At 64.6% G+C, this 26,860-nt stretch carries 22 protein-coding genes; 12 read left to right on the forward strand and 10 right to left on the reverse strand.

Annotation, left to right across the window (positions count from 1 at the left end; translation table 11 throughout):
- Position 1: 1 nt before the first annotated feature.
- Positions 2 to 1,750 carry a ubiquinone-dependent pyruvate dehydrogenase gene (poxB, locus tag ASG20_RS05355; protein WP_056049472.1) on the reverse strand — a complete coding sequence of 583 codons (1,749 nt, stop codon included), beginning with the start codon at positions 1,748 to 1,750 and terminating at the stop codon, positions 2 to 4.
- Positions 1,751 to 1,935: 185 nt separating this feature from the next.
- On the opposite strand from poxB, the gene ASG20_RS05360 reads away from it, so the two are divergent.
- The 5 genes from ASG20_RS05360 (at position 1,936) to ASG20_RS05380 (ending at position 4,499) form a co-directional block, all read left to right on the forward strand.
- A complete protein-coding gene (locus ASG20_RS05360) occupies positions 1,936 to 2,277 on the forward strand; it encodes a hypothetical protein (RefSeq protein ID WP_056049475.1) in 342 nt (113 codons plus the stop codon).
- A 9-nt stretch (positions 2,278 to 2,286) separates the two neighbouring features.
- Positions 2,287 to 2,616, forward strand: coding sequence for a hypothetical protein (locus tag ASG20_RS05365; protein WP_082470736.1), 330 nt, complete (start codon positions 2,287 to 2,289; stop codon positions 2,614 to 2,616).
- 284 nt (positions 2,617 to 2,900) lie between these two features.
- Positions 2,901 to 3,212, forward strand: a complete 312-nt coding sequence (locus tag ASG20_RS05370) for a hypothetical protein (RefSeq protein WP_236698741.1) — start codon at positions 2,901 to 2,903, stop codon at positions 3,210 to 3,212.
- Positions 3,213 to 3,568: 356 nt separating this feature from the next.
- Positions 3,569 to 4,120, forward strand: a complete 552-nt coding sequence (locus tag ASG20_RS05375) for a L,D-transpeptidase (protein WP_231420454.1) — start codon at positions 3,569 to 3,571, stop codon at positions 4,118 to 4,120.
- Between the two features lie 34 nt (positions 4,121 to 4,154).
- Positions 4,155 to 4,499, forward strand: coding sequence for a Rap1a/Tai family immunity protein (locus ASG20_RS05380; protein WP_056049485.1), 345 nt, complete (start codon positions 4,155 to 4,157; stop codon positions 4,497 to 4,499).
- Between the two features lie 5 nt (positions 4,500 to 4,504).
- On the opposite strand, the gene ASG20_RS05385 is transcribed toward ASG20_RS05380, so the two are convergent.
- Both ASG20_RS05385 and rsgA read right to left on the reverse strand, forming a co-directional pair.
- The gene (locus tag ASG20_RS05385) at positions 4,505 to 4,750 is read right to left on the reverse strand and encodes a hypothetical protein (protein ID WP_056049488.1); all 246 of its coding nucleotides are present in this window, start codon (positions 4,748 to 4,750) and stop codon (positions 4,505 to 4,507) included.
- A 58-nt stretch (positions 4,751 to 4,808) separates the two neighbouring features.
- Entirely contained in the window at positions 4,809 to 5,804 is a 996-nt protein-coding gene (rsgA, locus tag ASG20_RS05390; protein ID WP_056050489.1) for a ribosome small subunit-dependent GTPase A, read from the reverse strand.
- A 233-nt stretch (positions 5,805 to 6,037) separates the two neighbouring features.
- Between rsgA and ASG20_RS05395 the strand changes: the two genes are divergently transcribed.
- Complete coding sequence (locus ASG20_RS05395) at positions 6,038 to 8,860, forward strand: TonB-dependent receptor (RefSeq protein WP_056049491.1); 2,823 nt, start codon at positions 6,038 to 6,040, stop codon at positions 8,858 to 8,860.
- A 124-nt stretch (positions 8,861 to 8,984) separates the two neighbouring features.
- Complete coding sequence (locus ASG20_RS05400; protein WP_056049494.1) at positions 8,985 to 9,503, forward strand: hypothetical protein; 519 nt, start codon at positions 8,985 to 8,987, stop codon at positions 9,501 to 9,503.
- 45 nt (positions 9,504 to 9,548) lie between these two features.
- On the opposite strand, the gene ASG20_RS05405 is transcribed toward ASG20_RS05400, so the two are convergent.
- Complete coding sequence (locus tag ASG20_RS05405; protein ID WP_056049496.1) at positions 9,549 to 10,718, reverse strand: CehA/McbA family metallohydrolase; 1,170 nt, start codon at positions 10,716 to 10,718, stop codon at positions 9,549 to 9,551.
- 15 nt (positions 10,719 to 10,733) lie between these two features.
- The gene (locus tag ASG20_RS05410) at positions 10,734 to 13,238 is read right to left on the reverse strand and encodes a TonB-dependent receptor (RefSeq protein WP_168371603.1); all 2,505 of its coding nucleotides are present in this window, start codon (positions 13,236 to 13,238) and stop codon (positions 10,734 to 10,736) included.
- A gap of 272 nt (positions 13,239 to 13,510) precedes the next feature.
- Between ASG20_RS05410 and ASG20_RS05415 the strand changes: the two genes are divergently transcribed.
- From ASG20_RS05415 to ASG20_RS05430, 4 genes are all read left to right on the forward strand, one after another.
- Complete coding sequence (locus ASG20_RS05415) at positions 13,511 to 14,032, forward strand: sterol desaturase family protein (protein WP_056049501.1); 522 nt, start codon at positions 13,511 to 13,513, stop codon at positions 14,030 to 14,032.
- A complete protein-coding gene (locus ASG20_RS05420; RefSeq protein ID WP_231420458.1) occupies positions 14,029 to 14,826 on the forward strand; it encodes a fatty acid desaturase in 798 nt (265 codons plus the stop codon). The genes ASG20_RS05415 and ASG20_RS05420 overlap by 4 nt, the downstream gene beginning before the upstream one ends.
- Positions 14,823 to 15,635: a sterol desaturase family protein gene (locus ASG20_RS05425; protein WP_056049503.1), complete on the forward strand. Its 813-nt coding sequence runs from the start codon at positions 14,823 to 14,825 to the stop codon at positions 15,633 to 15,635. The genes ASG20_RS05420 and ASG20_RS05425 overlap by 4 nt, the downstream gene beginning before the upstream one ends.
- A 95-nt stretch (positions 15,636 to 15,730) precedes the next feature.
- Entirely contained in the window at positions 15,731 to 15,961 is a 231-nt protein-coding gene (locus ASG20_RS05430) for a hypothetical protein (RefSeq protein WP_056049507.1), read from the forward strand.
- Positions 15,962 to 16,076: 115 nt separating this feature from the next.
- On the opposite strand, the gene ASG20_RS05435 is transcribed toward ASG20_RS05430, so the two are convergent.
- The 3 genes from ASG20_RS05435 to ASG20_RS05445 all read right to left on the reverse strand — a co-directional run bounded on the left by ASG20_RS05435 (position 16,077) and on the right by ASG20_RS05445 (position 23,268).
- A complete protein-coding gene (locus ASG20_RS05435; RefSeq protein WP_056049510.1) occupies positions 16,077 to 19,088 on the reverse strand; it encodes a TonB-dependent receptor domain-containing protein in 3,012 nt (1,003 codons plus the stop codon).
- Positions 19,089 to 19,568: 480 nt separating this feature from the next.
- The gene (locus tag ASG20_RS05440; RefSeq protein WP_056049513.1) at positions 19,569 to 20,381 is read right to left on the reverse strand and encodes an acid phosphatase; all 813 of its coding nucleotides are present in this window, start codon (positions 20,379 to 20,381) and stop codon (positions 19,569 to 19,571) included.
- Positions 20,382 to 20,454: 73 nt separating this feature from the next.
- Positions 20,455 to 23,268, reverse strand: a complete 2,814-nt coding sequence (locus tag ASG20_RS05445) for a TonB-dependent receptor (RefSeq protein ID WP_056049515.1) — start codon at positions 23,266 to 23,268, stop codon at positions 20,455 to 20,457.
- Between the two features lie 232 nt (positions 23,269 to 23,500).
- Here ASG20_RS05445 and ASG20_RS05450 point away from each other — a divergent pair, with 232 nt between their 5' ends.
- The gene (locus ASG20_RS05450) at positions 23,501 to 24,343 is read left to right on the forward strand and encodes an endonuclease/exonuclease/phosphatase family protein (protein WP_056049518.1); all 843 of its coding nucleotides are present in this window, start codon (positions 23,501 to 23,503) and stop codon (positions 24,341 to 24,343) included.
- 18 nt (positions 24,344 to 24,361) lie between these two features.
- Here the strand turns inward: ASG20_RS05450 and ASG20_RS05455 are convergent, their stop codons facing one another.
- Complete coding sequence (locus ASG20_RS05455) at positions 24,362 to 25,852, reverse strand: hypothetical protein (RefSeq protein ID WP_056049522.1); 1,491 nt, start codon at positions 25,850 to 25,852, stop codon at positions 24,362 to 24,364.
- Positions 25,852 to 26,850: an iron-containing redox enzyme family protein gene (locus ASG20_RS05460; protein ID WP_056049525.1), complete on the reverse strand. Its 999-nt coding sequence runs from the start codon at positions 26,848 to 26,850 to the stop codon at positions 25,852 to 25,854. The genes ASG20_RS05455 and ASG20_RS05460 overlap by 1 nt, the downstream gene beginning before the upstream one ends.
- Positions 26,851 to 26,860: the final 10 nt, after the last annotated feature.

The raw sequence follows: 26,860 nt of genomic DNA on the forward strand, positions 1-26,860 counted from the left end.
ATCAGAACAAGCGCTTCAGCAGCCCAACGTTGGTCTTGCCGAGCTCGACGACCGAGTCGCCACGACCGCTGATGATCGCCTTGGCCATGTAGAGCGTGAAGCCCTTCATCTGCTCGAGCGTGATCTTAGGCGGCATCGACAGCTCGGTGCGCGCCGTCACCGCATCGAGCAGCGCGGGTCCCGGATGTGCCAGGACGTCGCGGATGCCGGCCTCCACCTCGCCCGGATCGGTGACCCGCACGCCGTGGATCCCGATCGCGCGCGCCATCGCCGCGAAGTCCGGATTATCGAGCGCGACGCCGGTTTCGACCAGCCCCGCCGCCTTCATCTCCATCTCGACGAAGCCCAAAGTACCGTTGTTGAAGACGATGATCTTCACCGGCAGCCCGAGCTGACGGACGGTGAGCAGCTCTCCCATCAGCATCGCCAGGCCGCCATCGCCCGACAGCGTGACGACCTGGCGATCCGGGAAGCTGGCCTGCACGCCGATCGCCTGCGGCAACGCGTTGGCCATCGATCCGTGGTTGAACGATCCGATCAGCCGGCGGCGCCCGTTCATCTTCAGATAGCGCGCCGCCCAGATCGTCGGCGTGCCGACGTCGCAGGCAAACACCGCATCGTCCGCCGCGATATCGCTGACGACTCGGGCGACGTGCTGGGGATGGATCACGCCGCTGCCGGGGGTGCCATCGGCGAGCTCGTCGAGACCCTTGCGCGCGTCGGCGTAATTGTCGCGCGCGGATTTCAGGAACGCGCCGTCGCGGGCGCCCGTCAGATGCGGCATCAGCGCCGCGAGCGTCGCGCCGACATCGCCGACCAGCCCGATATCGATCGCGGTCCGCCGTCCCAGATTTTCGGGAAGCAGGTCGATCTGCGCGACCTTGGCGTCGACTGGATAGAATTGGCGGTAGGGAAAGTCGGTGCCGAGCATCAGCAGCACGTCGCAGCCCATCATCGCATCGTACCCGCTCGAAAAGCCGATCAACCCGGTCATGCCGACATCATAGGGGTTGTCGTATTCGACGAACTCCTTGCCGCCGAGCGCGTGGACGATCGGCGCCTGGAGCCGTTCGGCGACTTCGAGCAGTTCGGCGTGCGCGGTCCGACACCCGCGGCCGGCGAGGATCGTCACCTTGCCGGCACCGTTCAGGAGCGTGGCCAGCTCGGCGATATCGGCGTCCGCCGGGACCGTCATGGCGCGCGGCGGCAACAAGGCGCCCGCCGACCGCGCCAGCGTCCCGGTGGTGGAGCGCAACGCGACATCGCCCGGCATCGCGACGACCGAAACACCGCGGTGGCCGACCGCGGCGCGGATCGCGGTTTCCAGCGTGCGCGGCATCTGGTCGGCGTCGGAGATCGTCTCGCAATACACGCTGCATTCGCGGAAGAGCGCCTCGGGACGCGTTTCCTGGAAATAGTTCGAGCCGATCTCGCCGCTCGGGATCTGCGCGGCGATCGCCAGCACCGGCACCCGGGTCCGGTTGCAGTCGTACAGGCCGTTGATCAGATGCATGTTCCCGGGGCCGCACGACCCGGCGCAGACCGCGAGCCGACCGGTCAATTGCGCCTCGGCACCCGCGGCGAACGCAGCCGCCTCCTCGTTGCGCATATGGATCCACTCGATCTTTCCCTGGCGCCGCAAGCTGTCGGTTAGCCCGTTGAGGCTGTCGCCGACCACCCCGTAGATGCGCTCGACCCCGGCCAGATGCAGCGTTTCGGCGAACAGGTCGGCGATGACGGTCTTCGGCATGAAACGGCTCCAGGCAATTTGAATGTTCGCTGTCGATCAAACGACGGACAGGACGCAAACGCGTTTCACGTCGGTAGGGATGCAGCGCGCGCAACCTTTCACCCAAAGCCTGCTTGCGCGACACGGACGGAACGGCTTTGGGTCACCCCCGTCGGAAGCGCCCTTCGAGAGAGTTCAGGTACACCATGGCCCGCAAGCATTCGAAACACATGCCCTATGAAGACCCGCAGGCGGCGGAGGAGCACGACGTTCCCCCGGCGGTGCCATGCTGGTTGTGCGGCCGCCCGACCGGGACGACGATCGTCTGGCATCACCCGGTGCCGAAAAGCCGGGGCGGGCGCGATGTCGTGCCGATGCACCCGGTCTGCCAGCAGACGCTGACCACCAATTTCACCAATTCGGAACTGCAGCGCGCCGGGATGGATGTCGACAGCCTGCTTGCCAATCCGACCATCCGCAAGTTCGTCGACTGGGTCGCGAAGAAGGATCCCGATTTCACCGCGTCGCCGGCCAAGAAGACCCGCTGAGGCGTGCCCGTGGACGTTCATCCGGTAACCCCGGACGGCCGCTACTTCGTCGTCCGCGGCAGGCTATGGCGTCGCGCCGATCCCTCGCTATCCGAGGACCGCCGTACCGCGCTGGTCGCCGAGCTGATGCAGGCCAGACGCGCGGTGGGGGTCGCGTTGCGCAAGGCCGACAAGGCGGCATTGGCGGAGGCGCGGGCGGGCGTCGATCGTGCGAAGGTCGCGCTCGGCGAACGCGGGCCGGTCTGGTGGGATGACGGCACACCGGACCTCAACCGCCGCATGGTCGCCAACACGCCCTATGCGGAGTGGTTCGAAAACGGCGCAAACGATCAGAGGTGAACGCCCCGACACGGGCCGAAGGCGGCGGATGGACGCCGTGACGATGGATCCTTCATGACGCCGACGCCTGAAAAACGACGCGGTGCCAATAACATACAACCTAACGAAGTATTCGCTGCCACGACGTCGGAACCGCGAAACCGCCGTCGGATGCGCCCCGTTTTGTGCAAAATCGCTCCTTCGATTGGACCCGTAACGGACACATTTCAGCCAAAACGAATTGCCAAACGGATCGGGCCGGGACCTTGGTCGCCGGGAAATACCACTACAGATGAGGTGAGGGAATGAATTCTAACTTTGCAAAGCGTTCGGCAGTTGCGATGATCCTGCTCGGTTCGGTCAGCCTCGGCGGCTGCGCGACCAAGGGCTATGTCAACGATCAGATCGCCACGGTGAACACCCGCATCGACGGCATCGACGGACGTCTGCGCACGGTCGAGGGCGTATCCGGCCAGGCGCTGACCCAGGCCCAGGCTGCAGCCGGCCAGGCACAGCAGAATGGTCAGCGGATCGACCAGCTCAACGGCCGCGTCGATGGCGTCGACCAGCAGATGCAGCAGCTCCAGAAGCAGCGCGCGCGCAAGCCGCGCGGCTGATCGCCGAACACCTAATGCCGGGTAACCGGCACTTGTAACGGAAAACGGCTCTGCTAAATCGTCGAATGATCAATCTTCGAACGATGGCGTCAGAGCCGTTTTCTTTTGCGTTTCGGATCGCCGCCTTGGTGTCGCTTGTGGCGGCACCTTGCCTCGCGAATGCCCAGACCGCCGACGCCAGCACTCGACCTGCCAAGAAAGCGGCGAACGCGAAAACCGGTCCTGCCAAGCGCCCGTCGGTAAAAGGCACGTCTGGAAAGGGCGCATCTGCAAAACGCCCACCTTCAAAACGGAAGGTCGCGAGCGTTGCTCCCCCGGTGCCCGCTCCCATTCCGACAGAATCCGCATCTCGGGTGATGGCTTGGGTCAAGGCGGCGCAGGACAACGCCACCCTCCCCTATATCGTCATCGATAAGCCGGCCGCTTTGCTCTATCTGTTCAAGGCAGACGGCACGTTGCTCGGACAGACGCCCGTCCTGCTCGGCATCGGCATCGGCGACGATTCGACCCCGGGGGTCGGGGCCAAGAAGCTCGAAGACATCGGGCCCGCCGAACGGACGACACCCGCTGGTCGGTATGTCGCCAAGTTCGGTCGCGCGTTCGGCCATGAGCGCGTGCTCTGGGTGGACTACGCCAATTCCGTCGCGATCCACGCGGTCATCACCACCAACAAGAAAGAGAAGCGCGTCCAGCGGCTCCTGTCGCCGTCGCCCGACGACAACCGGATCTCGTTCGGCTGCGTCAACGTCGGCACGCCCTTCTATACGCGCAAGCTCAGCCCGCTGTTCAAGAAGGCCGGCGGCGTGGTCTACATCCTGCCGGACACGAAGACGCTGGACGAGGTATTCCCGCGCCTCCGCCTGCTGCCGTATCTCGACGGCGCGGCGCAAAGCGATCCCGCTGCATGACCGTTACACCCGCTCGATCGAAGAGAAGAACCGCATGATCCTGTTGATGATTGCCGCACTCGCCGCGTCGAAAGCGCCCGTCGTGGTCAGTTCGCTGACGACCGAGCAACTGGTCAGCGACTGTCGCGGCAAGGACACCGATCCTGCCGCCACCTTCTGCACCGGCTATATCATCGGCGCGTTCGACACGCTGTCGCAGGCGCGCCAGATCTGTCCGAAACCCGCGACCGCCTCGACGCTGGAGACCGTCGCGTCGGTCCGTCGATACCTGCGCATGCACGACGAGCAATGGACCGATGCGCCATCCTTCGTCGTGCGGAACGCGTTACGGGCGAAATTTCCGTGCGGAAGCACCGCGGTCAAGCAGAAGCGCAAGTAAGCCTGTCAGGCGGACGCGTCGTCCGCCGCTTCGTAGATATCCGGGAAACCGTAGGCGGACGGCGGATCGTCGAACGTGCCGCGTGCGAACACCACGACGTCGCCAGCCGCCACGTCCAGCTTGGCCCAGCTGTCCCAGCCGACATGGATGAAGTCCGGCGGGCCGAAGATACGGATCGCACGCGAATATTCGTCTCCCCGAAACCCGACGAAATGCAGCGCGGGACGGTGCGAAGGGTTGGCATCGTTCATCACAGCATCGGCGTAGCGGCAGAGACCGGAACACGCCGAACCTTGGCATGACTCACGCTTAGGATCGCCGCCGGCCGCCGGTCGACACCGGTCCCTTTTCCTCCGCCGCGAGCCTGCGCCAGCGGTCGAACCGCTCCGGGGTCAGCGTCCCCGCAGCGATCGCCGCCTGAATCGCGCAGCCCGGTTCGACGCGGTGCGAACAGTCCGAGAAGCGGCACTCCTGCGCGATCAGCGTGAAATCGTCGAAGACCTCGGCGATGCCCGAGGCCGCCTCGGACAGTTGCAGCTCGCGCATCCCCGGCAGATCGAGCAGCCACCCGCCCTGTTCGAGCCGATGCATCTCGCGCACCGTCGTGGTGTGGCGACCGGTCCCGTCGATGGCGCGGATCGCCTGGGTCGCGATACTGTCGGAGCCGCGCAACGTATTGACGAGCGTGGACTTGCCGACGCCCGACGATCCGAGAAACGCCACGGTCTTGCCCGGACCGCACCACGCCGCGAGCCGCGCGACGTCGGCCGGGTCGCGGCCATTGACCGTCTCGACCAGCAAACCCGGTTCGATCGCGCGCGCCGCCGCCGCGAAGGTTTCCGGCGTATCGGTCAGGTCGGACTTGGTCAGCACCACAACCGGCTGCACGCCGACCTCGCGCGCCAGTACCAGATACCGCTCCAGCCGCGCGACGCTGAAATCCTGGTTGCACGACGCGACGATGAACACGGTGTCGACGTTGGCCGCGATCATCTGGTCCTTGCGCGGATCGGCCGGCGAGCGTCGTTTGAACAGGTTGATCCGCTGGAGGACGCGGATCGGATGCCCCATCGCATCGTCGAACAACAGCCAGTCGCCGACGGTCGGGTGGTCGTCGGTCGGCTGCGCGCCGGGGATGTAGGGCGAGACAAAGTCGCGCGATCCCTCGCCCGCCACCGCGATCTTGCCGCGGTGGACCGCCATCACTCGGACCGGATGGCAGTGCTGTGCCTCCTCGTCCGAAATCTGCTCGCTGAAATGCGCGGTCCAGCCAAGGTCTGCCAAGGTGTCGGTCGTCGGTGTCATCGGGGCACTATAACCGCTTTCGATCGACCGGCATCGAATATTGCAGTGTTCGATCAGCGGCTGATAGTTTCGGCTGATCGTCAGCTCGTCGACGCGTATCCGCACATTCCGTAGCGTAAAACATAACCAAACTCGTACAATTATACGATCCTGTCATAAAACGGTATCGAATCGGTCCTAGCTGCCCGGTCGACGGACGTGTCAGTCCGCCCAACCATCCCAGGGGGGAAACCATGAACACGACACTCCCGATGCCGGTACGCCGGCAGCGATCGCGCGCGCTTGCTCTTTTGACCCATGTCGCCCGCGGGGCGCTGGCTGCCGCGATCGTCGTCGTCCCCGGCACGGCTGCGTTCGCGCAGACCAGCCCGGCCGCCGCTACGACGGACGACACGCTGCCCAAGCAAACCGTCAGCGAAGCGATCACCGGCGACATCGTCGTCAACGGCCGTCGCCAGCAGACCGCGCTCGCCGAGGAGCATGACGCGGTCGGCGTCATCGACATCGTCACCACCGGCGACGTCGCGATCCATTCGCAGACCGGGATCGCCGATCTCGCCAAGCAACTGCCCGGCATCTCGGTAAGCCGCGACCAGGGCCGCAACCAGAGCGCGACCGGCGAAGCCCAATATGTCTCGATCCGCGGGTTCGACACCGGTTACAACGCCTACACGCTCGACGGCCTGCGCCTGCCGCAGGTCGCCGGCAGCTCGCGGGCGATCTCGCTCAACCTGTTCTCGCCGTTCGCGGTCGGCGCGATCGCGGTCGACAAGACGCCCGGGGCGGCCAAGGATTCGGACTCGATCGCAGGCATCATCGACCTGCGGACGCCGACCGCGTTCGACTTCTCGACCGACTTCACGCGCGCTCGCGTCCTCGCCCAAGGCGCACAGCTCGCGCTCGATCGCAAGCAGAAGGGGTTCGGCGGCGCGGTCGGCATCGATGCCGCGCGGCGCTTCGGCAGCGACCATCAGTTCGGCGTCTATGTCGCAGGCTATTACGAGGAGCGTGCCAACGCCGCGGAATCGACCGCGGTGCAGAACGACTACAAGACCACCGCCTTCAACGTCGGCACCGCCCGCGCCAACGGGAACGCGCTGTCGGCCGACGGCGTCCAGTGGAATTTCTATAACAACGAGATCAAGCGCTACGGCGCGACCGGCTCGCTCGACTATCACGGCGACCCCGTCGAACTGTTCGCGCGAGTAAACTACGCGACCTATCTCAACACCAACACGATGAACCAGACCGGGCTGCGCAACGAACTGACGCGCGGCCAGACCAACTCCAACCCGGTCCGCACCCTGACCGGCGGCGGCACGACGCAGTCATACAATGCCGCTGGCGTCTACACCCCGCTCGGCATCAACCCGGCCAGCTATTTCCGCACCGAGGACGTCGAGCAGGAGCTGTTCTCCGCACAACTCGGCGGCAAGGCCCACTGGAACGGCTTCACCGCCTCGCTCGAAGGCGCCTATGCCGACGGTCGGTTCGACCAGCCGCAGCGGATCGAAGCGGCGTTCCGCGGGATCGCCTATAACGGCACCGCGAACAACACCGGGCCTGCGACGCAAGGGGTGATTGTCGATCTGTCGAACCCGAAGTCGCCGCGACCGGTGCTGTCGTCGGGTGCCAGCGCCTATGTTGCGTCGCTCGACCGGCCGAGCCAGCTCTACATCCAGCAGGGCTACGACTATCTGTCGGAGGTCAAGAAGACCGTGAAGGGCAGCATCGGCTGGGACGGCACCGGCGTGCTGACCAACGTCGCGATCGGCGGGCTGTACGAGGATTCGGACCGGGACGGTCGCTCGCTGGCGCCCGACGTCACGCGCTACCGGTTCCTGACGCCGCTTCAGAACGGCACCGTGCAGGGGCCGACGATCAACCAGTATAACGGCCATGTGCTGACCGACTTCCTCGATTATTATCCATCGCGCGGGATCAAGGTCCTCGACCGCAGCCAGCTCGATTCCCAGGTCAGCCAGTATGTGAACCAGTCGCTCGTTGCACCGACAGTGATCAACCAAGGGCTGCTGAAGGGCAACGAAAAGCGCAAGGCGGCCTATGCGACGGCGACGCTGACGATCGGGACGCTGGAGGTGATGCCGGGGCTCCGGTATGAGGACAACAGCTTCCGGGCGCGGTATTTCTCGACCAACGCGAACGGTGTCGGCGGCAATTTCATCGATGCCGGACGCGACTACGATCACCTCGACCCCAGCCTGCTGGCGGCATGGAAGCCCGACGCGCGGTTCGTCGTCCGCGGTGCGGTGCGATCGAGCTATGCGCGTCCGGCCTTCGACCAGCTCGCCGGCCCGACCCAGCCGAGCGAGGCCGATTCCAGCGGCAACATCACCGTCACCCGGCCCAACCCGAACCTTAAACCGGTCGAGGCGTGGAGCTATGACGCGGGCGTGGAATATTACGGCGGCGTCGGCCGCTACCTTCAGGTCGCGCTCTATTACAAGACGCTCAAGAACATCCTCGTGCCGACCGGGACGCGCTCGATCGGCGACACCGTCGGATCGGTGACGACGATCCAGCCCGCCAACGGCCGAGACGGCAACGCACGCGGTATCGAGGCGTCGGGCCGCTTCACGATCGGCGACATGCTGGCGTCGAAATTCCTCGGCAATTTCGGGATCGGCGGCAACATCACGTACCAGCACACCGAAGCGAACTATCAGATCTCGGCGACCGACATCCGGAAATCGACCCTGCCGCAGGCGCCGAACCTGATCTACAATGCCGAGATCTTCTATGCCGCCGGCCAGTTCCGCACCAACCTGTCGTACAACTACACCGGTCGTTTCCTGGCTAGCGTGCAGGACAGCCAGCCCGACATCTACGTCCAGCCGATCGGCGAGATGAACTTCGGCCTCGCCTTCGCCGCCACCGAAAACCTCGAGATCGGCGTGGCGGCGCGCAACCTGCTCGACCAGCACACCTATTGGGCGACGGTCGGCAAGTCGGAACGCTACATCTCGAACGATCGCAACGGCGGCTACATGAACACCGGCCGGGTGTTCCAGTTCAGCCTGACGATGAAGATGTAAAAGCTGGGATCACCGCCGTTCGCTCGTGAGGGGCGACCGGCGGTCATCGACTGGTCACTGGCCGCGCCGTCATGGTATATAGGCCAGGACAGTGTGCCCAAACGCGGGGGAGCTTTGGAAACCGATGCTGTTGATCATGGCGGCACTGACGGTCGAACTTCTCGGACCGGTGACAGCCGGCTCACCGCCTGTCACGACGACATTCGCATCGACGGCGCGGACGTGCAACGTTCTACAGGCGGCCTATACCGCCACGACAAACTCGCGATCGACAGCGTATCCCCCGGATGTACAGGCTGCTTCCCGCATCCTGTCCGTCCAGAGCTGGACGCCCGACTTCAAGGCTTCGCTTTCGCTGTCTTCGCAAGAGTTCGAGGACATGGCGGGCAATGCGACGGCCTATGCGGTGCCCAACTTCAAGCCTGCATGTGAATGGAAGGGGAAGCGTGGCGCGGCGACCGACGAAGAGGGCCACGCCAGGTACGTGACGTTCACGGCTCCGATTTTCGCAAAAACCGGACGTCTCGCGCTCGTCGAAGTGTCTTTTCGCGAACAGGATTCCTTCGGATACGGGCTGATCTGCGTCGTCCGGCGGCCGCAGGCGACGTGGTCGGCGACCTGCGTGCGGAGCTGGATCACCTGATCGCGGTCGCTTCGTCCCGGATCGGGTTGCGGGCCTCACCCCGCGCTAGAAGTTCGGGTCGAAGTTGAAGAAGATCGGGTTCGACAGCGCGACCATGTTGCCGCTGAGCGCCATCGAATTGGGCACCTGCGGATAGGGCGTCTGCGGGCCCTCGACGGTGACGCGGTAGTAGGTGCGACCGTGGACCGGCGGCGTGTCGGTAAACGTCGCCGATCCGGTCGCGGGGTCGCTGGTATAGGCGCCGAAATCCTCGCCGTCCTTGACCACCTTGATCTTGTACGCCGCGCCCTTGATGCCGCCACCGACCAACTTCACCTGAAACGTCACCGGCTTGCCGGTCGACGCGGCGTTGTCGCCCATCATCATGTCCATCCGGCCATCGCCGTCGCGGTCCGCCATCAGCTCGACCCGCGGATCGTCGGGATTGGCACTGACCGAGACGCGGCCGTTGCCGAGCGCATCGATCACGCCCTGCGCGGTGCGCGTCTTGGCGAAGACCCAGGTCGTCGGCGTACCGACATAATTGGCGGTCGCCTGGATGCTGTTGGGCACCGCCTGCGCGGCGGTATCGGGGATGCCGTGGTGCGAATCGCTGCCGCCGCGCCCGGTCAGCTTGCGACCCGATCGGAGCATATCGTCCCAGATCATCATCGCGTTGAGGTTCGTCGGCCAGACCGCCGAGTTCCAGACTTCGATCGAATCGACCATGTCGTAGGAGAAGCCGAAATGATCCTTGCCGCTCGGATGGTTCGCCGACAGATGGATGCCGAGCGATTTCTTGACCGCGAGAATCTTCGCATCGCGCTCGTCCTCGACGTCGAACAGGCGCTGGTGGTCGTACGGCTTGGCCGAAAAGACGTTGCCGTGGCCACGCACCGTCGTCCATTCCGCGCCGTACAGCAGGATCACCGACTTCGACTTGAACTCGGGGTCGGACCAGGTGTTGTGCGCGACATCGCCGTGGACGTGATTGTCGTGGTCGGTGATCGCCAGGTAATCGAACCCGGCGTTTTCGGCGAAGCGGATGATCTTCGCCTCGGGGTTGTTGCTCGAATCGGCGCTGTGGCGCGAATGAAGATGGAGATCGCCCTTCAGCCACTGGCCCTCCGTCAGGCTGGCAACCGGCGGGATCTTCGGATCGACGGCAACAGGAGCAGCCGCGTCTGCCGAGGAGGATACAAACAGGAGCGCGACGAGCGCGAGACGATCGAGCATGGGTATCCTTCCGGCTTAGAAGCGGTAGCTGACGGCGGCGCGGACGTTGCGCTGGTACAGCGAGCTGCCGATGAAGACCGCCTGCCCCGCCTCGCTGCTGTCGATCGTCCCCGCGCGAGGATTGCCGTTGGTCAGGCCGAGCGTGTTGGTGACATTCTGCGCGATCAACTGAAGCTGCAGCTTCGGCGTGACGTTGACCTGCGCCTGCAGGTCGACGCTGACATAGGACGGCAGACTGATCTTGTTGGCGACGTCGGTATAAAGCTGGCCGGAATAATTGACGTCGGCCTGCACGCGGAGCGTGTCGCCGAACAGCGTTACACCAGGGGTCACACGAAAAATGTTCTCGGGGATGCCATTCAGGCGGTGATGCGAATAGTCGGTGAGCATGCCCGCGCTGTTGGTGTAGACGAAATCGGAGAAGCGCGAGTCCTGGTAGGTCCAGGAGCCGTGCAGGTCGAACCACGCGACGGGGCGGATCGTCGCCTCAAGTTCGACGCCCTTCGTAATCGTGTCGCCGTACACCGTGACCGGCGACAGCAGGCCGTTGGCGAGCGTGCGGAAATCGCTGATCTGATAGCTGTTGTAGACGGTGCGGAAGCCGGTCGCGTAGAAATCGATCGGGCCGCGCGAGTATTTGATCCCGCCCTCCAGCATGTTGAGCGTCTGCACCACCGGCGTCGCACCCGCATTGGTGATGAAGTTGGAGACTGCCGGCAGCCGAAACGTGTCGGTGTAGCGCACGAACGCGCCGACATAGGGGTGGAGCTGATAATTGGCGCCCGCCGTCCAGGCGAACCCGTCATATCTGCGCGAGAACGGCGTGAAGACGCCCGTGCCGGTGCCGACCGAGTCATCGGCGAGCGTGGGGCTCTGGCCCAGATTGACCTTCCGCGCGCCCTCGACCGCACCGCTTGTCTTGATCCGTTCGTAGCGGACGCCGCCGTCGAACCGCAGCTTCGGCGTGATCTGCCACTCGTCGCTCGCATAGACCGCGATGTTGTCCGAAATGCCGTTGGCGTTGGCGAACTCAGCGCCGTAGCCGACGATGCCGCCTTCGGTCAGCGACGCGAGCTTGTTGCCGCTGGCGTCGAGCCGGTAGACGTCGAGCAGGTCGGCATGGTTCTTGACGTCGGTCAGCACCGACGCGGTGTTCGCGCCATATCGCTCGTTCTCGCGCGCATAATAGAAGCCGATGGCGAGATCGTGATGGCCGAGCAGGTCGAGCTTGCCCACGACCCGCGTGTCGTTGATGAACTCGCTCAGCGGCACGGTATGCGTCCGCGCGAGATCGACCAGCGCGAGCCCGTTGCCGTTCTGGTTGGCAATATCGAACGCGGTGCCAGTATCGCGGTAGAACAGTCCGAGCGTCTGCCCCGCCGAGGCGTTGATCGCCTTGCCGTAATTCGCGTTCAGGAAGGTCTGCGCGGGTGATACATTGTACGGCGTGATGCTGTTGCGCTGCGTGAAGCTGTCGCGGTAGCGCGTGTTCTGCTGGATCTTGATCGTGTCGGTCAGCTTGTATTCGGCTTGCGCGCTGAGCTGCGTGAGGCGGACCGTGCTGCCGACCGCATTGTCGAATGCGATCGGTCCAGTAGGGGTCCGAAACGTCAGATGTTGCGTGTCCGGGCCGGCGATATTGTCCTTGCGGTTGTCGAGGCCGGGAACGCTGACGACGTCGCCGTCCGCGTTGGTGGTGTAGATGCCGCCGCCCCAATAGCCGACGCGTTCGTCGATGCGCTTGACGCCGAACGACACCGAGCCGCGATCGAAATCGCGCGAGAGCGTCGCGCGGATCTGGCCGCCCTGGTCCTGCCTGAAGCCCGAATGGTGCTGGCCGTCGGACAGCCGGTAATAACCCCCGGTGAAGAAATGCCAGCCGGTGTCGCCGATCGGTCCGCCGAGCCAGCCGTCAACGCGGTGCGAATTGTAGCTCGATCCTTCGTAGCGGATCAGCCCCTCGAGCGTATCGCCGCCGCGCCGCGAAATGAAGTTGATCGCCGCGCCGGGGGCGTTGGAATAGAAGATCGCCGACGGTCCGCCGCGGACGACCTCGATCCGCTCGACGGTCTGGTCGACCCGCAGCGACTGGTCGCCGTTGAGCCAGCCGAGCCCGGGATCGCCCTGGATCGGAATGCCGTCCTCGAGCAGCGCGACGGTCTGGAACCCGTCGCTAGGGATACCGCGGACGCGGACGCCCGCACTGACCTCGCCCGAGGTCGGCGTGGTATAGAACCCCGGCACCTGCTTCAGCGCTTCGGCCACCCCGACCGGCGCGCGCAGTCGGAGATCGCGGTCGGAGATCGTCGAGATGGCGTAGCTCGTCTCGACCTTGCGCTGGCCTTCGGTACCGGCGCGGCCGGTCACGACGATGTCGTCGCCGTTCGTATCTCCGCCACCTTGGCCGCCTGCGGGAACGCTGGGTGTTGTCGCGGTCTGCGCGAGAGCGGGCTGTGCGACGAGCGCGCTAGTAGAGAGCGCGGTGGCCAAGGCCACGCGCGACACGAGAATACGGGTCATCATTAATTCCCACCCAGCCAAACGCTGGGCAGACCTATGATAGTCTTTGGTATCGTTTTTGTGACAAGGCGGTAGCAATACCAGATGCGCGCAACTGTGCGCCGAGCACGGAACTCAACTTGCGGCTTGCCGCTTCAAAGACGACCGCTCGCCGACCTCAGCGAGCAACCGATATTCTCGGCGCAATGCCTCGCATCGCAACGCCTTAGCGCGTATATGGAGCGCATGATGAAATCGTCGCATCGAACGGCCGATCACGGGGCCAGACGCTGATGTCGTGGGTCGAGAAACTCGCGATCGTCGCCGGCATGGTGCTGTTCATGGAGTGCTTCGCCTGGGCGGCGCACAAATACGTGATGCACGGCTGGGGTTGGGGCTGGCATAAATCGCATCACGAAGAGCATGACGGGTGGTTCGAGAAGAACGACTATTATGCCATCGTGTTCGCGATCGTGCCGATCATGCTGTTCGTCGTCGGCCTGTGGTGGGAGCCGCTCTGGTGGGGCGCGCTCGGCATCACCGTCTATGGCGGGATCTACGCGTTCGTCCACGACATGCTGGTGCATCAGCGCGGCGGGTTTCGCTGGGTACCCAAGCAGGGCTATTTCAAGCGGTTGCTGCAAGCGCACCGGCTTCACCACGCGGTCGAGGGCAAGGACGGCACGGTCAGCCACGGGTTCCTGTTCGCGCGCAAGCCGGCCGTGCTGAAGGCGCAGTTGCGCGCCAATGCCGATCCCCAGCGCCGCGTCGCACGATCTGCGCAGGCGGCCCCGTCGGTAGCGGCGGATCAGTGAGCGGCGCCTATCCCCTGCCCCCGGCCTCGCGCGGCGCTGCGGCTCGGCGTCAGGCGTGGATCGGCCTGTCGCTTGCCGCGGCGATCGTCGCGGCGTGGCTTGCGATCCACATCACCGGAATCTTCTTCTGGCGGTGGAGCCTGGCCACCGTGCCGATCGCCGTCGTGATGGTGGTCGTGCAGACTTGGCTCAGCACCGGTCTCTTCATCGTCGCGCATGATTCGATGCACGGCGCGCTGGCGCCCGGCTATCCGCGGCTCAACCGCCTGACCGGCGCGACCTGTCTCTCGCTGTACGCCTGCCTGTCCTACGCGACCTTGTTGCCGCAGCATCATCTCCATCACCGCCATGCCGGCACCGCGGGCGATCCCGATTTTCATGGTGGCGATCCGAGCTTGCTCGGGTGGTTCGGACAGTTCTTCCGCACCTATTATTCGCACGGGCAGATCGTTCGCATCACGCTCGTCGCATTAGTCTACACGCTCGTGCTGGGCGCGCCGCTGGGGAATATCGTCGTGTTCTGGGCGGTGCCCGCACTCGGTGCGGTGTTGCAGTTGTTCGTGTTCGGCACCTGGCTGCCGCACCGCGAGCGCGACGAACCGTTTGCGGACCACCATCACGCGCACAGCGCCAAGATCCCGCCGCTGCTGTCGCTGCTGACGTGCTTTCATTTCGGCGGCTATCATCACGAACATCACCTGTCGCCGGGTACGCCGTGGTGGGGCCTGCCCGCCCGACGTCGCGCCCTGACGGTACGAACCGGCCACCCCGAACCGGCACGACGCGCGCTATGATGCTGGCCATTCTGCTGTCCGCGATCGCTATGACCGTCATCGTTGGCGTCCGCTATCTTGCCGTCTCGGGCGCGTTCGCATGGGCGACGCGGCGGAAGCATCCGGGCCTGTATATGGGCCTCGACCCGCAGGTCCGGCGCGAGATCGTCTGGAGCCTCGCCTCGGCGGCGATCTACGGCGTTCCCGCCGGGGTGGTTGCCTGGGGCTGGCAGCATCGCGGCTGGACCCGCGTCTATGCGGACATCCACGCGTATCCGCTCTGGTACTGGCCGGTCTCGGTGCTGCTCTATCTGCTGCTCCACGACGCGTGGTTCTACTGGACGCATCGCTGGATGCACCGGCCCGCGCCGTTCAAGCTCGCGCATGCGCTGCACCATGCCAGCCGACCGCCGACCGCCTGGGCGGCGATGGCGTTCCATCCGATAGAGGCGCTGACCGGCGCGGTCGTGATCCCGTTGCTGGTCTTCGTCGTGCCAATCCATATCAGCGCCCTTGCTGTCATCCTGACGATCATGACGGTCATGGGCGTCACCAACCATATGGGCTGGGAGATCTTCCCGAAGTTCATGTGGTCGGGACGGCTTGGCGGCTGGCTGATCACCGCCAGCCATCACCAGCGGCATCACGAACTCTACGCGTGCAACTACGGCCTGTATTTCCGGCACTGGGACCGGTTGTGCAGCACCGATCGCGGCGTCGGCGACTTCCTCCGCGAACACGCACGCGCCGAACGCCGCGCGGCCGCGGCCGATGCGGCTGGCGTGCCGGCTACCGCCGATGGATCAAGCTCCCTACAGTCGGGGCGGTAAGTTCGGGCGATCGCTCGATCATTCGAGCGTAAGTCCTACGGTCTGGCTCCTTATCGCACCGGGCGCGTTTTCGCTTCCATCTGAGGGAGATGACAATGACCGACGCCACTGCCGTAAGCGCCCGCCAGCGCGAGATCGCGACCGAGCACCTGCTGTTCAAGCTGATGGAATATGTCGAGACGCAGCATCCCGGCTTGCTCGATTTCATGGAAGACAGTCTGGATCACCTCGGCGATCCCGCGACCGACGCTACTAAGGATGACGAAGGTGTTCGCCGGATCGCACGCCGAATGATCGTCGGCGCGCGTAAGGAAACCGCTAACTGATCGCGCGAGGCCGCCACTTATAGCGCGGCAACCACGCGACATATCGCGCACCATCGCAAACAGAAAAGGCGGCCCTCGCGAGAAGGCCGCCTTTCTTACTCTCGACAAACGATGGTTAGAACTTGAAGTTCGCACCAGCGCGGAACGTACGACCGATGACACCGGCATAATGCCAGGTCGGCAGGTAGTTGGTCCCCGAATACGACGCCGGCGCGACCGGTGCCTTCTCGTTGGTGAAGTTGCCGACGTTGAAGTTGAACGAGAACTTGTCGTTAACTTCGACCGATACGTTCAGATCCGCATAGATGAACCGCTTGATGTAGCAGAACTTGTCGCCCGTCCCGTACAGGTTGTTCGCGCAGCTCAGGTCGATGTTGCCGGCGTCGTCCGGCGCGACCTCATCTGCGGCCACCGCCTTGATCCGCGACACGTAATAGGTCGTCGCGGTCAGCGAGAACGCACCGAATTGCAGCGTGTTCTGCCAATTGCCACGGATGCGCGGCGTCCCTGCACCCGACGACAGCTCGTACGGTCCAAGCGTACCGGCATATTTCTGGACGACACCGTCGCCATTGTCGACATTGTACTTGAACAGGCGGGTCACATCGATGCGGCTGATGAACCGCGCTTCGCCGCCGAGCGGGACATTGACGTTCGCGCCCAGATCGATGCCCGACACGGACTGGCTCGCCGCGTTGACGTACGGCGCATTGATGATGAGCACGCGGGGCAGCGCGGCCGGAAAGAGCGGATCGATCGCGTCGACTGCCGATACCGTGTAGCCGGCGGGCAGCGGCGTACCGGCGAAATAGGCGGCCCGGGCATCGGAAGACTGCGGCCCCGTGACGATCACGTTGGTCTTCTTGATGTTGTAGTAGTCGACCGTGAAGCTGAACCAGGGGGTCGGCTCGATCACGACGCCACCGGTGAAGCTGCGCGACTTCTCAGGCTTCAGATCGGGGTTGCCGGTGAAACCCGAGCCCAGGCTGTAAGCCAGATTGTACGGGTTGCCGTTGGCCTGGCATGACGTCAGCGAGCCCGTGCCGCCGTGCGCGAGGATGAAGCTGCACGGCGGCGTAACCGTGACGAACCCGGCATAGCTCGACCGTGCGTTGTTCTCGGCGAACGTCGGTGCGCGGAAGCCCTTCGAATAGGTACCGCGGACTGCGATCTGCTTGATCGGCGTGAACTTCGCACCGATCTTCGGCGAGAAATTGCTGAAGCCTTCCGAGTAATGATCGTAGCGGCCCGACCCGTTGATCTCGAGCGTGCTCAGGACCGGCGCGTTGATCTCGAAATAGCCTGCGGTCACGGTGTGCGACCCGAACGCCGCCGACGTGTTGGCATAGCGATCGAGGTTCGCGTTGAGGCTGTTGTTCTCCTCCACCTCATGACGGATCTGACCGCCGACGGCGACCTGAAGCGGGCCACCCGGCAGGTCGAACAGCTGCTTGCTGATCGACGCGTCGAGCGAGGCGAGCGAGGTGTGCGACCCGACTGAGAAGCGCGGCGCGACAAGATCGCGCGTCGCCTGGCTGTTCGCCGACGGATTGGCGAAATTGTAGGTGCCGGTGTTGATCGCCTGCTTCAGGCCGGCGATGTTGATCACGCCGAGCGAGTCGATGTTCAGGTTGTCCTTCGCACCGACCGCGTCGACCTGCCAGTTCCAGCCGCCCTCGAAGCTGCCGCGCAGGCCGGCGGCGCCGCGGATGACTTCGTTGGTGCGGATCTGGCTCGCAGGCAGATCGCCGAACAGATAATAGATGCGGGCCGCGCCGTTGGTCGGATCGCCGGCGAACGCGGCCGCATACGGGTTGTTGGTCGTGTTGAGCTGGCGATCGGCCGCGATCGAGCAGTTGATGCCCGCCGAGCAGACATACACCGGCAGGACGATGCCGGGGTTGTTGGAGGCCAGGGCCGGCGACGCACCATAGGGCTGCGTCTGGCGGATCGCGCTGGGCGGCCGCGTCTTGGTGACGACCTGGTTGTGCGAATAGCTACCCGAGACATAGCCTTCGATGGTGTCGGAAATCTTCAGGCTGAGACGGCTCGAGAACGCGTACCGCTCCTGCGCCGGCTGGATCTGGACATATTCCTTGGTGTTGTCGTGCTTGCACCCGGTGCCGCCGGCCGCCCCCGCGACGGTGTAGGTGCCGTTGGCGCAGTTGAGGTTGAGCGACGTATACGTTCCGGTCGCCGCCGCACCACCGGCGTACGGGTTGTTGAGATCGGTTTGCGTCGAGCGACGGACGACCGCGTTGATCGTCGCGGTGGTCAACGCGCTATCCGCGGCGTTACCGTCGACGCCGCCGATCGAGCTCAGATCGAGCGTGTTGAACGGGAACTTGCGATCGCTGACCGAGATCGCCGTGTCCTTCTGATACTCGCCGTTGACGTAGAAGTTGAACCCCTGGCGGTCATAGTCGCCGATACCGGCGGTCAGGTTGGCGCGGTAACGTCCACCGTCGCCCAGCTCGGAAATGCCGCCCTCGGCGGTGCCCGACACGCCGACGACGTGCTTCTTCATGATGATGTTGACGACGCCGCCGATCGCGTCGGCGCCATAGCTCGACGACGCGCCGTCCTTCAGCACTTCGATCCGCTCGACCGCGCTGAACGGGATCGAGTTCAGATCGACATAGGCGTTGTGACCGTCATCGTTGAGCGGGAAGTTGGTCGAGCGCAGTCCGTCGATCAGCACCAGCGTCGACGAGACGCCAAGGCCGCGCAACGACACCGCAGCGCCGCCCGCCGAGAAGCCGTTCTGGAACCCGGTCGAGATCGAGCCGGCGCCATCCGCGGAGATCGAGCGGACCGCATCGTTGATGTTGGTGATACCCGCGCGCTGCAGCGTCTGCGTGGTCAGCACGGTGACCGGCGACGGTGTCTCGGTGTCGGTCCGACGGAACAGCGAACCGGTGACGACGATCTCCTGACCGGTCGCATCGGCCGGCTCGGCCTTGGTCTCCTGCGGCGCGATCGTAGCGGGAGCCGGCGCGGTTGCCGAAGCGTCGGTGGTGGTGGTCGCATCCTGTGCAAAACCGGCGGCCGTCGAAAGAATGAATGCCAGCGGCGTAGCGGCCGCGAGCAGGATCGCCTTCGAGGTCGAATGAGATGTCGAGATCATGAAATAATTTCCCCCCAGTGGCCCCGAACGGTCGCTTTGACGATCCGTCCGGAACGATGTGTCCCGACCGCCGCGGCGCGGCTGATCAGGACTATGGGGAGAGAAGTGAGGTAACGTATCTGTCATGTAAAGCCGCAATGCTGGCGTGTGACGAACAGCGCGACATAGTGACGGAAATGACACAATCGGTGGCGTGAACACCGGTGAATTTGTAATATTTTCACTGGTCGGCGGCAGAGCGTACGAAAATTACATAAGGCCGTCGCCTCGTGACGCCGGTCAGCGGGCTGCGTCCGAGCCGCTGGAGTGATAACGGGGACTACGAAACGCCCTAACCAGCGTGCGCGCAGTTTGCGCGGGGCGGGCGTTCAGATGGTCTTACTGCGCGCTGCACTCGCGCTCGATTGCTCTAGCATTTCGACTGCCGCCACATGCCTTTACCCGGTGAACCACGGGGACTCACCCGACCCGAATAGGCGCTTAACGTAGAATGGGCTGGGCAATCAGCGCCCGTTCGGCAGCACAGCCGGCAACCGCCGGACGGGCGGCGGCGGGAGCCTGTCGTAGCGCCGATAGCTCGATCCGCGCCGCCGCGAGATCCGCCTGGAACGCGGGCGACGACGACAGCGCGGTCAACGTGGCACTCGCCGACAATCGGCCGGCTTCCACCGCACTGGCGTTATGCGCGCCACAGACGATGCGGCTCTCCCCGAACGCGCGACCGCGTGCGAGGATGGCGGTCGCGCGGTCGGGTGCGAGTTGTGCCAGCAAGGTCGCCCAGGTCCACCCCGCCGTGGTATGTCCCGACGGATAGTCGTAGCTGCCCTGCAATTCACCGACCGGCTGGCATACCGGACCTTTGTCGATCAGATAGGGGCGCTCTCGCTTGTAGAATGACTTCGCGATGCCGGTGTTGCGCGCCGTGTCGGAACCGGCTTTCTCGATCAGGCGCGCGGTCAGCGGTGCGTTGGCGGGCGTTAGCTCGACCCCCATCGCGCAACTGAAATCGCGCATCATGTCGCCCGTCCCGAGCTTCACGTCGTTGGTCGCCAGTCGCCAGCGCGGCGAGCCGACCAACGCACGCGTCTGGCGGAAGATCGCGCGGTCCGCCTGCCAGCGCGGGTCGTCCCGCTGCGGCGCAGGCGGAAGCACCGCAAGGATATCGAACGCGCCTTTCGCCAGATAGACGAGCGGCTCCTCGCCTTCGGGGCGTTCGACGACGCCTTGCGCCAGGGCAACGGCGGAAAGGCCGAGTATCGCGGTCGCGGCAAGAATGGCTGAGGGCACCCGCATTTCGGCGTCTCCTGGGTCGGTCGTGGGAAGTACCTTGCCGTTCGATGAGAGCGGCAGGTGTCGGGAAACGCGGCTAGAAGCCTGCCGTGAGCGTCATCGTGAAGGTGCGGCCCCAGCGGACGATCTGCGGAACCTGATAGCTGTCCGGGCCGACCGTGCGGTAATAGCTGATATTGTCGAAGATGTTCGACACCGCGCCGGCGATCTTCAGATCGCTGTTGACGTTGTAGCCGACCGTCGTGTCGACGCTGCTGGTCGCGCGCTGCGTGTCGTTCAGCTCCTTGCCGCCAAACGTGCCGAACCGGTATGCGGCGACCAACGGGCCGTTGTAGCGGTACGACACGTTCGCGGAGAGGCCGCCCTTTTCGTAGAACAGCGACGCATTGTAGAGCCGTTCGGGTGCCCCCTGCATCGGCTGCGACTTGTCCGTGGACGCGTCGTTGAGATGCGCCCACGAATGCTGCAGCGTCATGTTCCCGGATATGCCGAACCCGGATTCCCAGCCCGGCAGCTCCACCAGCTGATAGCGTGCAGCGACTTCCACGCCGTAAAGGCCTGCGGTTCCGCCGTTCACCGGCTTGGACACCGACTGAAGGCCATCGACCGCGATCTGCGAGGCGCGGAAGTCGGTGCCCCGATCGTAGAGATAGTCGCTCAGCGCCTTGTAATAGCCGGCGACGGAGACGCTGAAACCGCGATGCTGGTGTTCGATGCTGGCGTCGAAATTCCAGGATTTGACGGCCTTTAGATCCGGGTTGCCTTCGGTCACGCTGATCGTGCCATCCGAGTTCACGCTCGTCTGGCTCCCGCCGGCAAGCTGGAAGAATGCCGGGCGCGTGTAGCTCCGCCAGACCGCACCGCGAATGACGTTCTCCTCGCCCGACCGGTAGTTGGCGTGAAGGCTCGGGAGGAAAATGTCGTAGTGGGTCCTGCTGGACTTGAAGCCTTCCTGTAGCGCCGATCCCGAGGTGCCGTCGACGCTGACGGAATTCCAGAAGATGTTGTCGATATCCGTATGCTCGAACCGCAGGCCCGGCTGAACCTCGAGCGCATTGCTGACGATCTTGGCGAGCGCGTACCCCGCATAGACGTTTTCATGCCCCGACAGCGTGTTCCGATTGAAGTCGTTGGCCGACAGCGTCGTGGCCGCTGCGGCGTTACGCGCGGCGGCGGTAAGTGCGGCGCCATCTCCTTGTACGAAGGTATAGGGGTAGTATTCCCGATCGATCGACGACTCCTCGCCGCGCGCGAACGGGCTGGCGTTCAGTGCCTGGCCGGCGGGCAGGAAGTTCAGATTGCTGTAGTCGCGCGAGAAGCTGTCGCGCGTACTGTGCACGACCTTGACGCCGGCGGTCAACGATTCCAGCCACGACCCGATCTTGTAGGTCGCATCGAAGCGTCCGCCGAGCTTGGAGGCGGTGCTGCGCGAGTTGGTGAACTCGCCGCTGTCCTGTTCGACGCCGTACAGCGCATTGTTGTTGAAACGGGCGAGCTGCGCAGTGCTGAGCAGGGGCAGAGGATAGCCGTTGCGATAGGAGAGCGCGAAAGGGCCGTTCAACTGGTTGCCCGCGAACGTCTGGTAGGTCACCTCCGAATGGTCCGGTGCCGCGCTCTTGCCCCAACTCCAGAAGCTGCTGTAGCCGAGCGTCAGGCGACCGGCATCGGTCGTACCGCCGATGACTCCGGAAGCGAGCGTGGATTGCGCCGGCGCCGTTTCGAACCAGGCGTGATATTCGCCGTCGCTCTCGGCATTCTGGTAAAGACCATCGGGGCGGACGACCGCGGCCGAATAGCGGTCGGCCTGGATGCTTTTCTGATAGATGTTCTGTTCGATGTTCGAGACCGCATAGGTGCCGCGCGCGTAGAGTTTCGTCGCGCCCAGATGCCAGTCGAACCCGAGCGCGCCGCCATACCGCACCTGATTGCCCTCGCTGAACTGGGCATTGGTGCTGGTCAGCAGCAGATTGTCCTTCTTTGAAAATCCATCGGGATTGCTGCCCTGCTCGCCTTGCGAGACCGCGAACTCCCACTGGCCTGCCTGGAAGTCGACCATCGTCGAGGCGAAATACCGCTTGCCGTAATAGCCCGATGCGTAAACGCCGAACTGCTCGTCGTTGCCGAAGCGGTGCGAGACTTCGGCCTGCAACATCCCGGTCCCGGCCGGCGTGTGATAGTCGAGCGCGTATTGGCTCAGGCCACCCTGCAGATAGAGACCGACATGCGTCTTTTTGTCGAAGTCGAAGGCGGACGGCGTGCGGAAGTCGATCGTGCCACCGATCGCATCGCCGTCCATGTCGGCGGTCGACGTCTTGTTGACGACGACCGCGGCGATGCCGACGGGGGGCAGCAGATCGAGCTGGATCTGGCGCGAATACGGCATGCCCTGCGCCGCGTTCGCGCCGTTGACCAGATTGACGTTGTACGAACCGCTCAGCCCACGAAGATAGACGAAGCTTGCGCCACCCCGCGCTGCGCCGTCGAGGCCGCCATGATTCCCCGACGAGGGCGTGCCGAAAAAGTCGGTGGGTGCGACCGAAATACCCGGCAGTCGTGCCATCGCATCGACGACGCTGACATTGGGTTGGCGCTGGAGGTCGGCGCTCGACAGAACGCTGGTCGTACCGGTCGATTCGATCTCCGCCTTCTTCGACGCGTGTCCGGTGACGACGATCTCCTCACCGGCGGCATTCTTGACCTCGTCGGACTTACCGACGACGATCCCCTGCGCCTGGGCTTGCGCGGATGGTGCATCGGCACCTTTCGCATAGGCGGCAGACGGCAGGGCCAGCGTGGCAATTGCAATCGCCAGACCTGCGGCGCTGCCGCGCAAAGCGAGCACGCCGGACATCGGACGCACGTCCTCGGCAGAACGATCAAATCTGTTCATGCAACACCTGAAAAATGGGGAATAACTTCGGTCTGCGCCGCCCCTAGTGCGAGCGTATGACGGCGATGTGACGTATCGTATAATATATGTAACGCCGTTTTAGGCGTGATCGCACAATCGAAACCGACAGCGATGATGCGCATCAGTCGATGTCATCAGACAGACATGAACGCTGCTTAGCGCGGCAGAATCCGATCGGACCATCCGGTCATTCTTCGTGCAGCAGGTTTCCATGAAGCGCCATTCCCTTAAGATCCTGGCTACTCTGACATTGGCCCAGGCGATGCCGGCAGTTGCACAGGACCTGCGCGTCATGACCTTCAACGTGCGCTATCCGAACCCGGACGATGGTCCAAACGTGTGGGCAAAGCGCCGCGACGTGTTCGTGAAGACGGTGCGTGCGGCCAATCCCGACGTGATCGGAACACAGGAGCTATTCCAGTCGCAGGGCCGTGATGTCGTCCGTGCGCTGCCCAAATTCCGCTGGTTCGGCCGCGACCGTTTCGGCGGGCATTCGACAGAGCATATGGGGATCTTCTACCGCACCGATCATCTCCGTCTCGTCAGCCAGGGGGACTTCTGGCTTTCGAAGACGCCCGCAGTGCCCGGCAGCATGGCTTGGGGTGCGACGCTGCCACGGATGGTCTCCTGGGGCATCTTCGCGACGCGCGGCACGAAGCCCTACAGGTTCCTCATGATAGATACGCATTTCGCGAACCGCGACGTCGAAGACGAGGAACCCCGTCGTCGATCCGCAGACCTGATCGCCGCCAGGCTACCGATGCTCGCCAAGGGCCTGCCGATCGTGCTCACCGGGGATTTCAACGCGACACCCGACAGCGAAGCGCATCGTCGGCTGGCGGCCGTCCTCACGGATGTCTGGGCGACCTCGCCCAGGAAAACCGGTCCTGAAGGCACGTTCCACGACTTCACCGGCAAGCCCCAGGCAATGATCGACTACATCATGGTACGCGGTTTCGCGCCGGTCAGCGTCGCCGTGCTGACCGATCACGCCGGCGACCGCTATCCGTCGGACCATTTTCCGATCGTTGCCGTGCTGCGTCGCAAAGACTGAGCCCTCCGACGTCTGACCTCAACCCGAACCACCACCGGGGGCCAGCGGGCGACCGAGCGGACCCTGCAGGTGCAGCGACGTTTGCGATCCGTAGAAGTCGGCGATTCCGCCCCAGGCGCGGTGGTTGAGTTCGAGCAGGAACAGGATGCGGCGCATGACGCGCGCCTGCGTCGCAGGGGGTATGGCGACGATGTGCTCGAACGCGTCGCGCGAGATGCTGTTGTGGTTCAGATCCTCGTTCAGTTCGTCATGATCGCCCGCCAGATCGCTGAACGCGGGATTGGTACGCGCGACCGAAGCGAGCCTAAGCGACATCTTTGGCGGCTCGCCGAACACACCCTCGATGACCATGACCGACGCGCAGGACGTGACCGGATCGACCTGCGCCATGAGAGTCAGCAGGTCGACGAACGCGAAATGCAGCGGCAGCGGTACCGCGCGATCGAGCGCCGCCTGGGTGATGCCGAGCGTCTCGCAGGTCGTGCTCTCGAGCGCCTCGTGCCCGACCTCCTCGCCGAAATAGCGGAACATCATCGCGCGCAGCGGCGCGATCAGCCGGCGACTGAGATTGGGCGCGATGATCTCCACGAACCGGCAGGTCACGTGATATTGTTCGATGAACGGCCCTGCGATCAACGGCGACCAGCGATCGCCGAGCGCGTCGAGCATCGTGACATACGGGTTTTCGCCCCATTTCCCGAGCGTGCTGCGGGTCAGCATCTCGACGCGGCGCATGAATTCGAGGCCCGACAGCGTCGGCAGATCGGGGATCGGCGGAACGGCGAAGCGCAGCGCGGTATCGCCGGTCGAGTCCGCCAGCGCCCGCCCGACCAGCCAGAGGTGCGATTCCAGATCGCGCGGATCGTAGAGCGACAGCGCCTCCACGATCGCGTCGCTCTCCGGCAGCGCGGCGTCCTCGCCCGTGATCCTCGCGAGCATCACCCCGGCGGCGATTAGAGTCAGTGGCGCCGAGTTTCGGAAATAGGCGAACTCGGCGATGATCAGCCCGAGATGGAAATTGGGCTGGACGTCTGCGTCGAACGGGTCCCCCGTGGTGCCCGATGTCGCGGTGGCGAGCGCCATGTCCGATTCGAGCCTCAGCACGGCCGCGTGTGCGACGAGGCGGTCGAGCCGGTGGGCTGGCAGGTCTGCCCGAATGGCGGCGATGGTGCCGTTGATACATGCGTCGATCGCGGCGATCCGCGCGGCAAGCGTCTGTCGGATCCCGTCATGCCCCTCCCCGATCAGCGCGCGACCATCGAGAAACGCACCCAGCGCCCCCCAACCGTCCGCCCCTGCCTCGCGCATCACGTCCCAGAGCGGGGCACCTCCGTCGCGCAGCGTCGCCAGCTCGGCCGCCATCCGGGTCGCCGACGCGGGATCGTCGAGCGCGAGGACATATCGCGCATCGCCCTGCGTAAGTGCGATCGCGGACGCGTCGGGTGCGTGCTGGATCGCGTCGACGCACAAACGCGGATCGGCGTAGCGGTGGAAGGTCCAGAGATCCATCAGGCGTCCTCGAAGATGCGCGCGATCGCCGCACGGGGCTGGGCGTAGAACGTCAGGATCTGCTCTTCCTGCAGGATCATCGTCTCGATCATCAGCGCGACGTTTCGCTTGACCACCACCGTGGCCTCGCGGTCGACCACGCCTTCGAGCGCCATCAGGTCGCGCGAGATGTCGGCATGCTCGTAATCCGCGTTCAGGTCGGCATGATCGCGCAGCGGCAGGTAGAAGGCGGCGGGTAGATCGAGTTCGCGGCAGCGGTCGTCGAACGCATCGACGAACGCCACCTGCGCCACCTCGAACAGGAACAGGACGGCCTTGAACGACAGCGGGTGCTGGCGCGCATAGACGCCCAGCGCGGCACATAGCGCAAACGTGGTCGGTAGCGGCTGGTGCGCCTCCAGCTCCGCCGGGGTCAGACCGACCGCCTCCAGCGCGCACGCTAGAAACGCGTCGTGCCCGAGTTCGGATTTGAGGAACCCCTGAAGCAGGTCGCGTTCCCGCTGAGTCCGAGCGGTCGCGAGCGCGGGACCGATCAGCCCCGGCGCCGCCTTGACGATGTAGAAATATTCGAGCGCATAGCCGATCAGCTGTTCGCGCGTCGCGCGATGCTCGACGAGCGCGGTGTGGAATGCGGACCGCGCGACGCGCTGCGTGACGCGCTCGGCGATCCGGCGGATCTCGCGGTAGAGCTGCGCGCCGCTGACCAGCCCTTCCGTGCGCGGTTCGGATTCGACCAACAGCCGGACCGCGTCGAACCCCTGGAGCAGCGCCGGTACCTTGTCGGCGATCTCGGGAACGCCGGCGATCATCGCGTCGATCGCCACGCCGCCGCCCACCAGCTGGTCGATGAGGCGAGCCACGGCAGGCGCCTCCGCGGTCCCGAACGCGAACGCGCACGTGGTCTTGCCGATGCGGATCGTGGCCCCGTTCGGCTCGATATCCGTGGTGACGCCGAGCCGAAACTTGGGCTGGCTGAGCCCGGCTATGGTGGCCTCCATGCTATCGTCC

The sequence above is a fragment of the Sphingomonas sp. Leaf198 genome (assembly GCF_001424005.1).
GTDB lineage: Bacteria > Pseudomonadota > Alphaproteobacteria > Sphingomonadales > Sphingomonadaceae > Sphingomonas.

Bases quoted from the DNA above. Each gene is read 5' to 3' on its own strand.
- poxB (WP_056049472.1), bottom strand. From the start codon at position 1,750: ATGCCGAAGACCGTCATCGCCGACCTGTTCGCCGAAACGCTGCATCTG.
- ASG20_RS05430 (WP_056049507.1), top strand. From the start codon at position 15,731: ATGACCGACGCCACTGCCGTAAGCGCCCGCCAGCGCGAGATCGCGACC.
- ASG20_RS05410 (WP_168371603.1), bottom strand. From the start codon at position 13,238: ATGACCCGTATTCTCGTGTCGCGCGTGGCCTTGGCCACCGCGCTCTCT.
- ASG20_RS05425 (WP_056049503.1), top strand. From the start codon at position 14,823: ATGATGCTGGCCATTCTGCTGTCCGCGATCGCTATGACCGTCATCGTT.
- ASG20_RS05395 (WP_056049491.1), top strand. From the start codon at position 6,038: ATGAACACGACACTCCCGATGCCGGTACGCCGGCAGCGATCGCGCGCG.
- ASG20_RS05450 (WP_056049518.1), top strand. From the start codon at position 23,501: ATGAAGCGCCATTCCCTTAAGATCCTGGCTACTCTGACATTGGCCCAG.
- ASG20_RS05445 (WP_056049515.1), bottom strand. From the start codon at position 23,268: ATGAACAGATTTGATCGTTCTGCCGAGGACGTGCGTCCGATGTCCGGC.
- ASG20_RS05375 (WP_231420454.1), top strand. From the start codon at position 3,569: ATGGCTTGGGTCAAGGCGGCGCAGGACAACGCCACCCTCCCCTATATC.
- ASG20_RS05380 (WP_056049485.1), top strand. From the start codon at position 4,155: ATGATCCTGTTGATGATTGCCGCACTCGCCGCGTCGAAAGCGCCCGTC.
- ASG20_RS05435 (WP_056049510.1), bottom strand. From the start codon at position 19,088: ATGATCTCGACATCTCATTCGACCTCGAAGGCGATCCTGCTCGCGGCC.
- ASG20_RS05400 (WP_056049494.1), top strand. From the start codon at position 8,985: ATGCTGTTGATCATGGCGGCACTGACGGTCGAACTTCTCGGACCGGTG.
- ASG20_RS05370 (WP_236698741.1), top strand. From the start codon at position 2,901: ATGAATTCTAACTTTGCAAAGCGTTCGGCAGTTGCGATGATCCTGCTC.
- ASG20_RS05440 (WP_056049513.1), bottom strand. From the start codon at position 20,381: ATGCGGGTGCCCTCAGCCATTCTTGCCGCGACCGCGATACTCGGCCTT.
- ASG20_RS05385 (WP_056049488.1), bottom strand. From the start codon at position 4,750: ATGAACGATGCCAACCCTTCGCACCGTCCCGCGCTGCATTTCGTCGGG.
- rsgA (WP_056050489.1), bottom strand. From the start codon at position 5,804: ATGACACCGACGACCGACACCTTGGCAGACCTTGGCTGGACCGCGCAT.
- ASG20_RS05405 (WP_056049496.1), bottom strand. From the start codon at position 10,718: ATGCTCGATCGTCTCGCGCTCGTCGCGCTCCTGTTTGTATCCTCCTCG.
- ASG20_RS05415 (WP_056049501.1), top strand. From the start codon at position 13,511: ATGTCGTGGGTCGAGAAACTCGCGATCGTCGCCGGCATGGTGCTGTTC.
- ASG20_RS05360 (WP_056049475.1), top strand. From the start codon at position 1,936: ATGGCCCGCAAGCATTCGAAACACATGCCCTATGAAGACCCGCAGGCG.
- ASG20_RS05460 (WP_056049525.1), bottom strand. From the start codon at position 26,850: ATGGAGGCCACCATAGCCGGGCTCAGCCAGCCCAAGTTTCGGCTCGGC.
- ASG20_RS05455 (WP_056049522.1), bottom strand. From the start codon at position 25,852: ATGGATCTCTGGACCTTCCACCGCTACGCCGATCCGCGTTTGTGCGTC.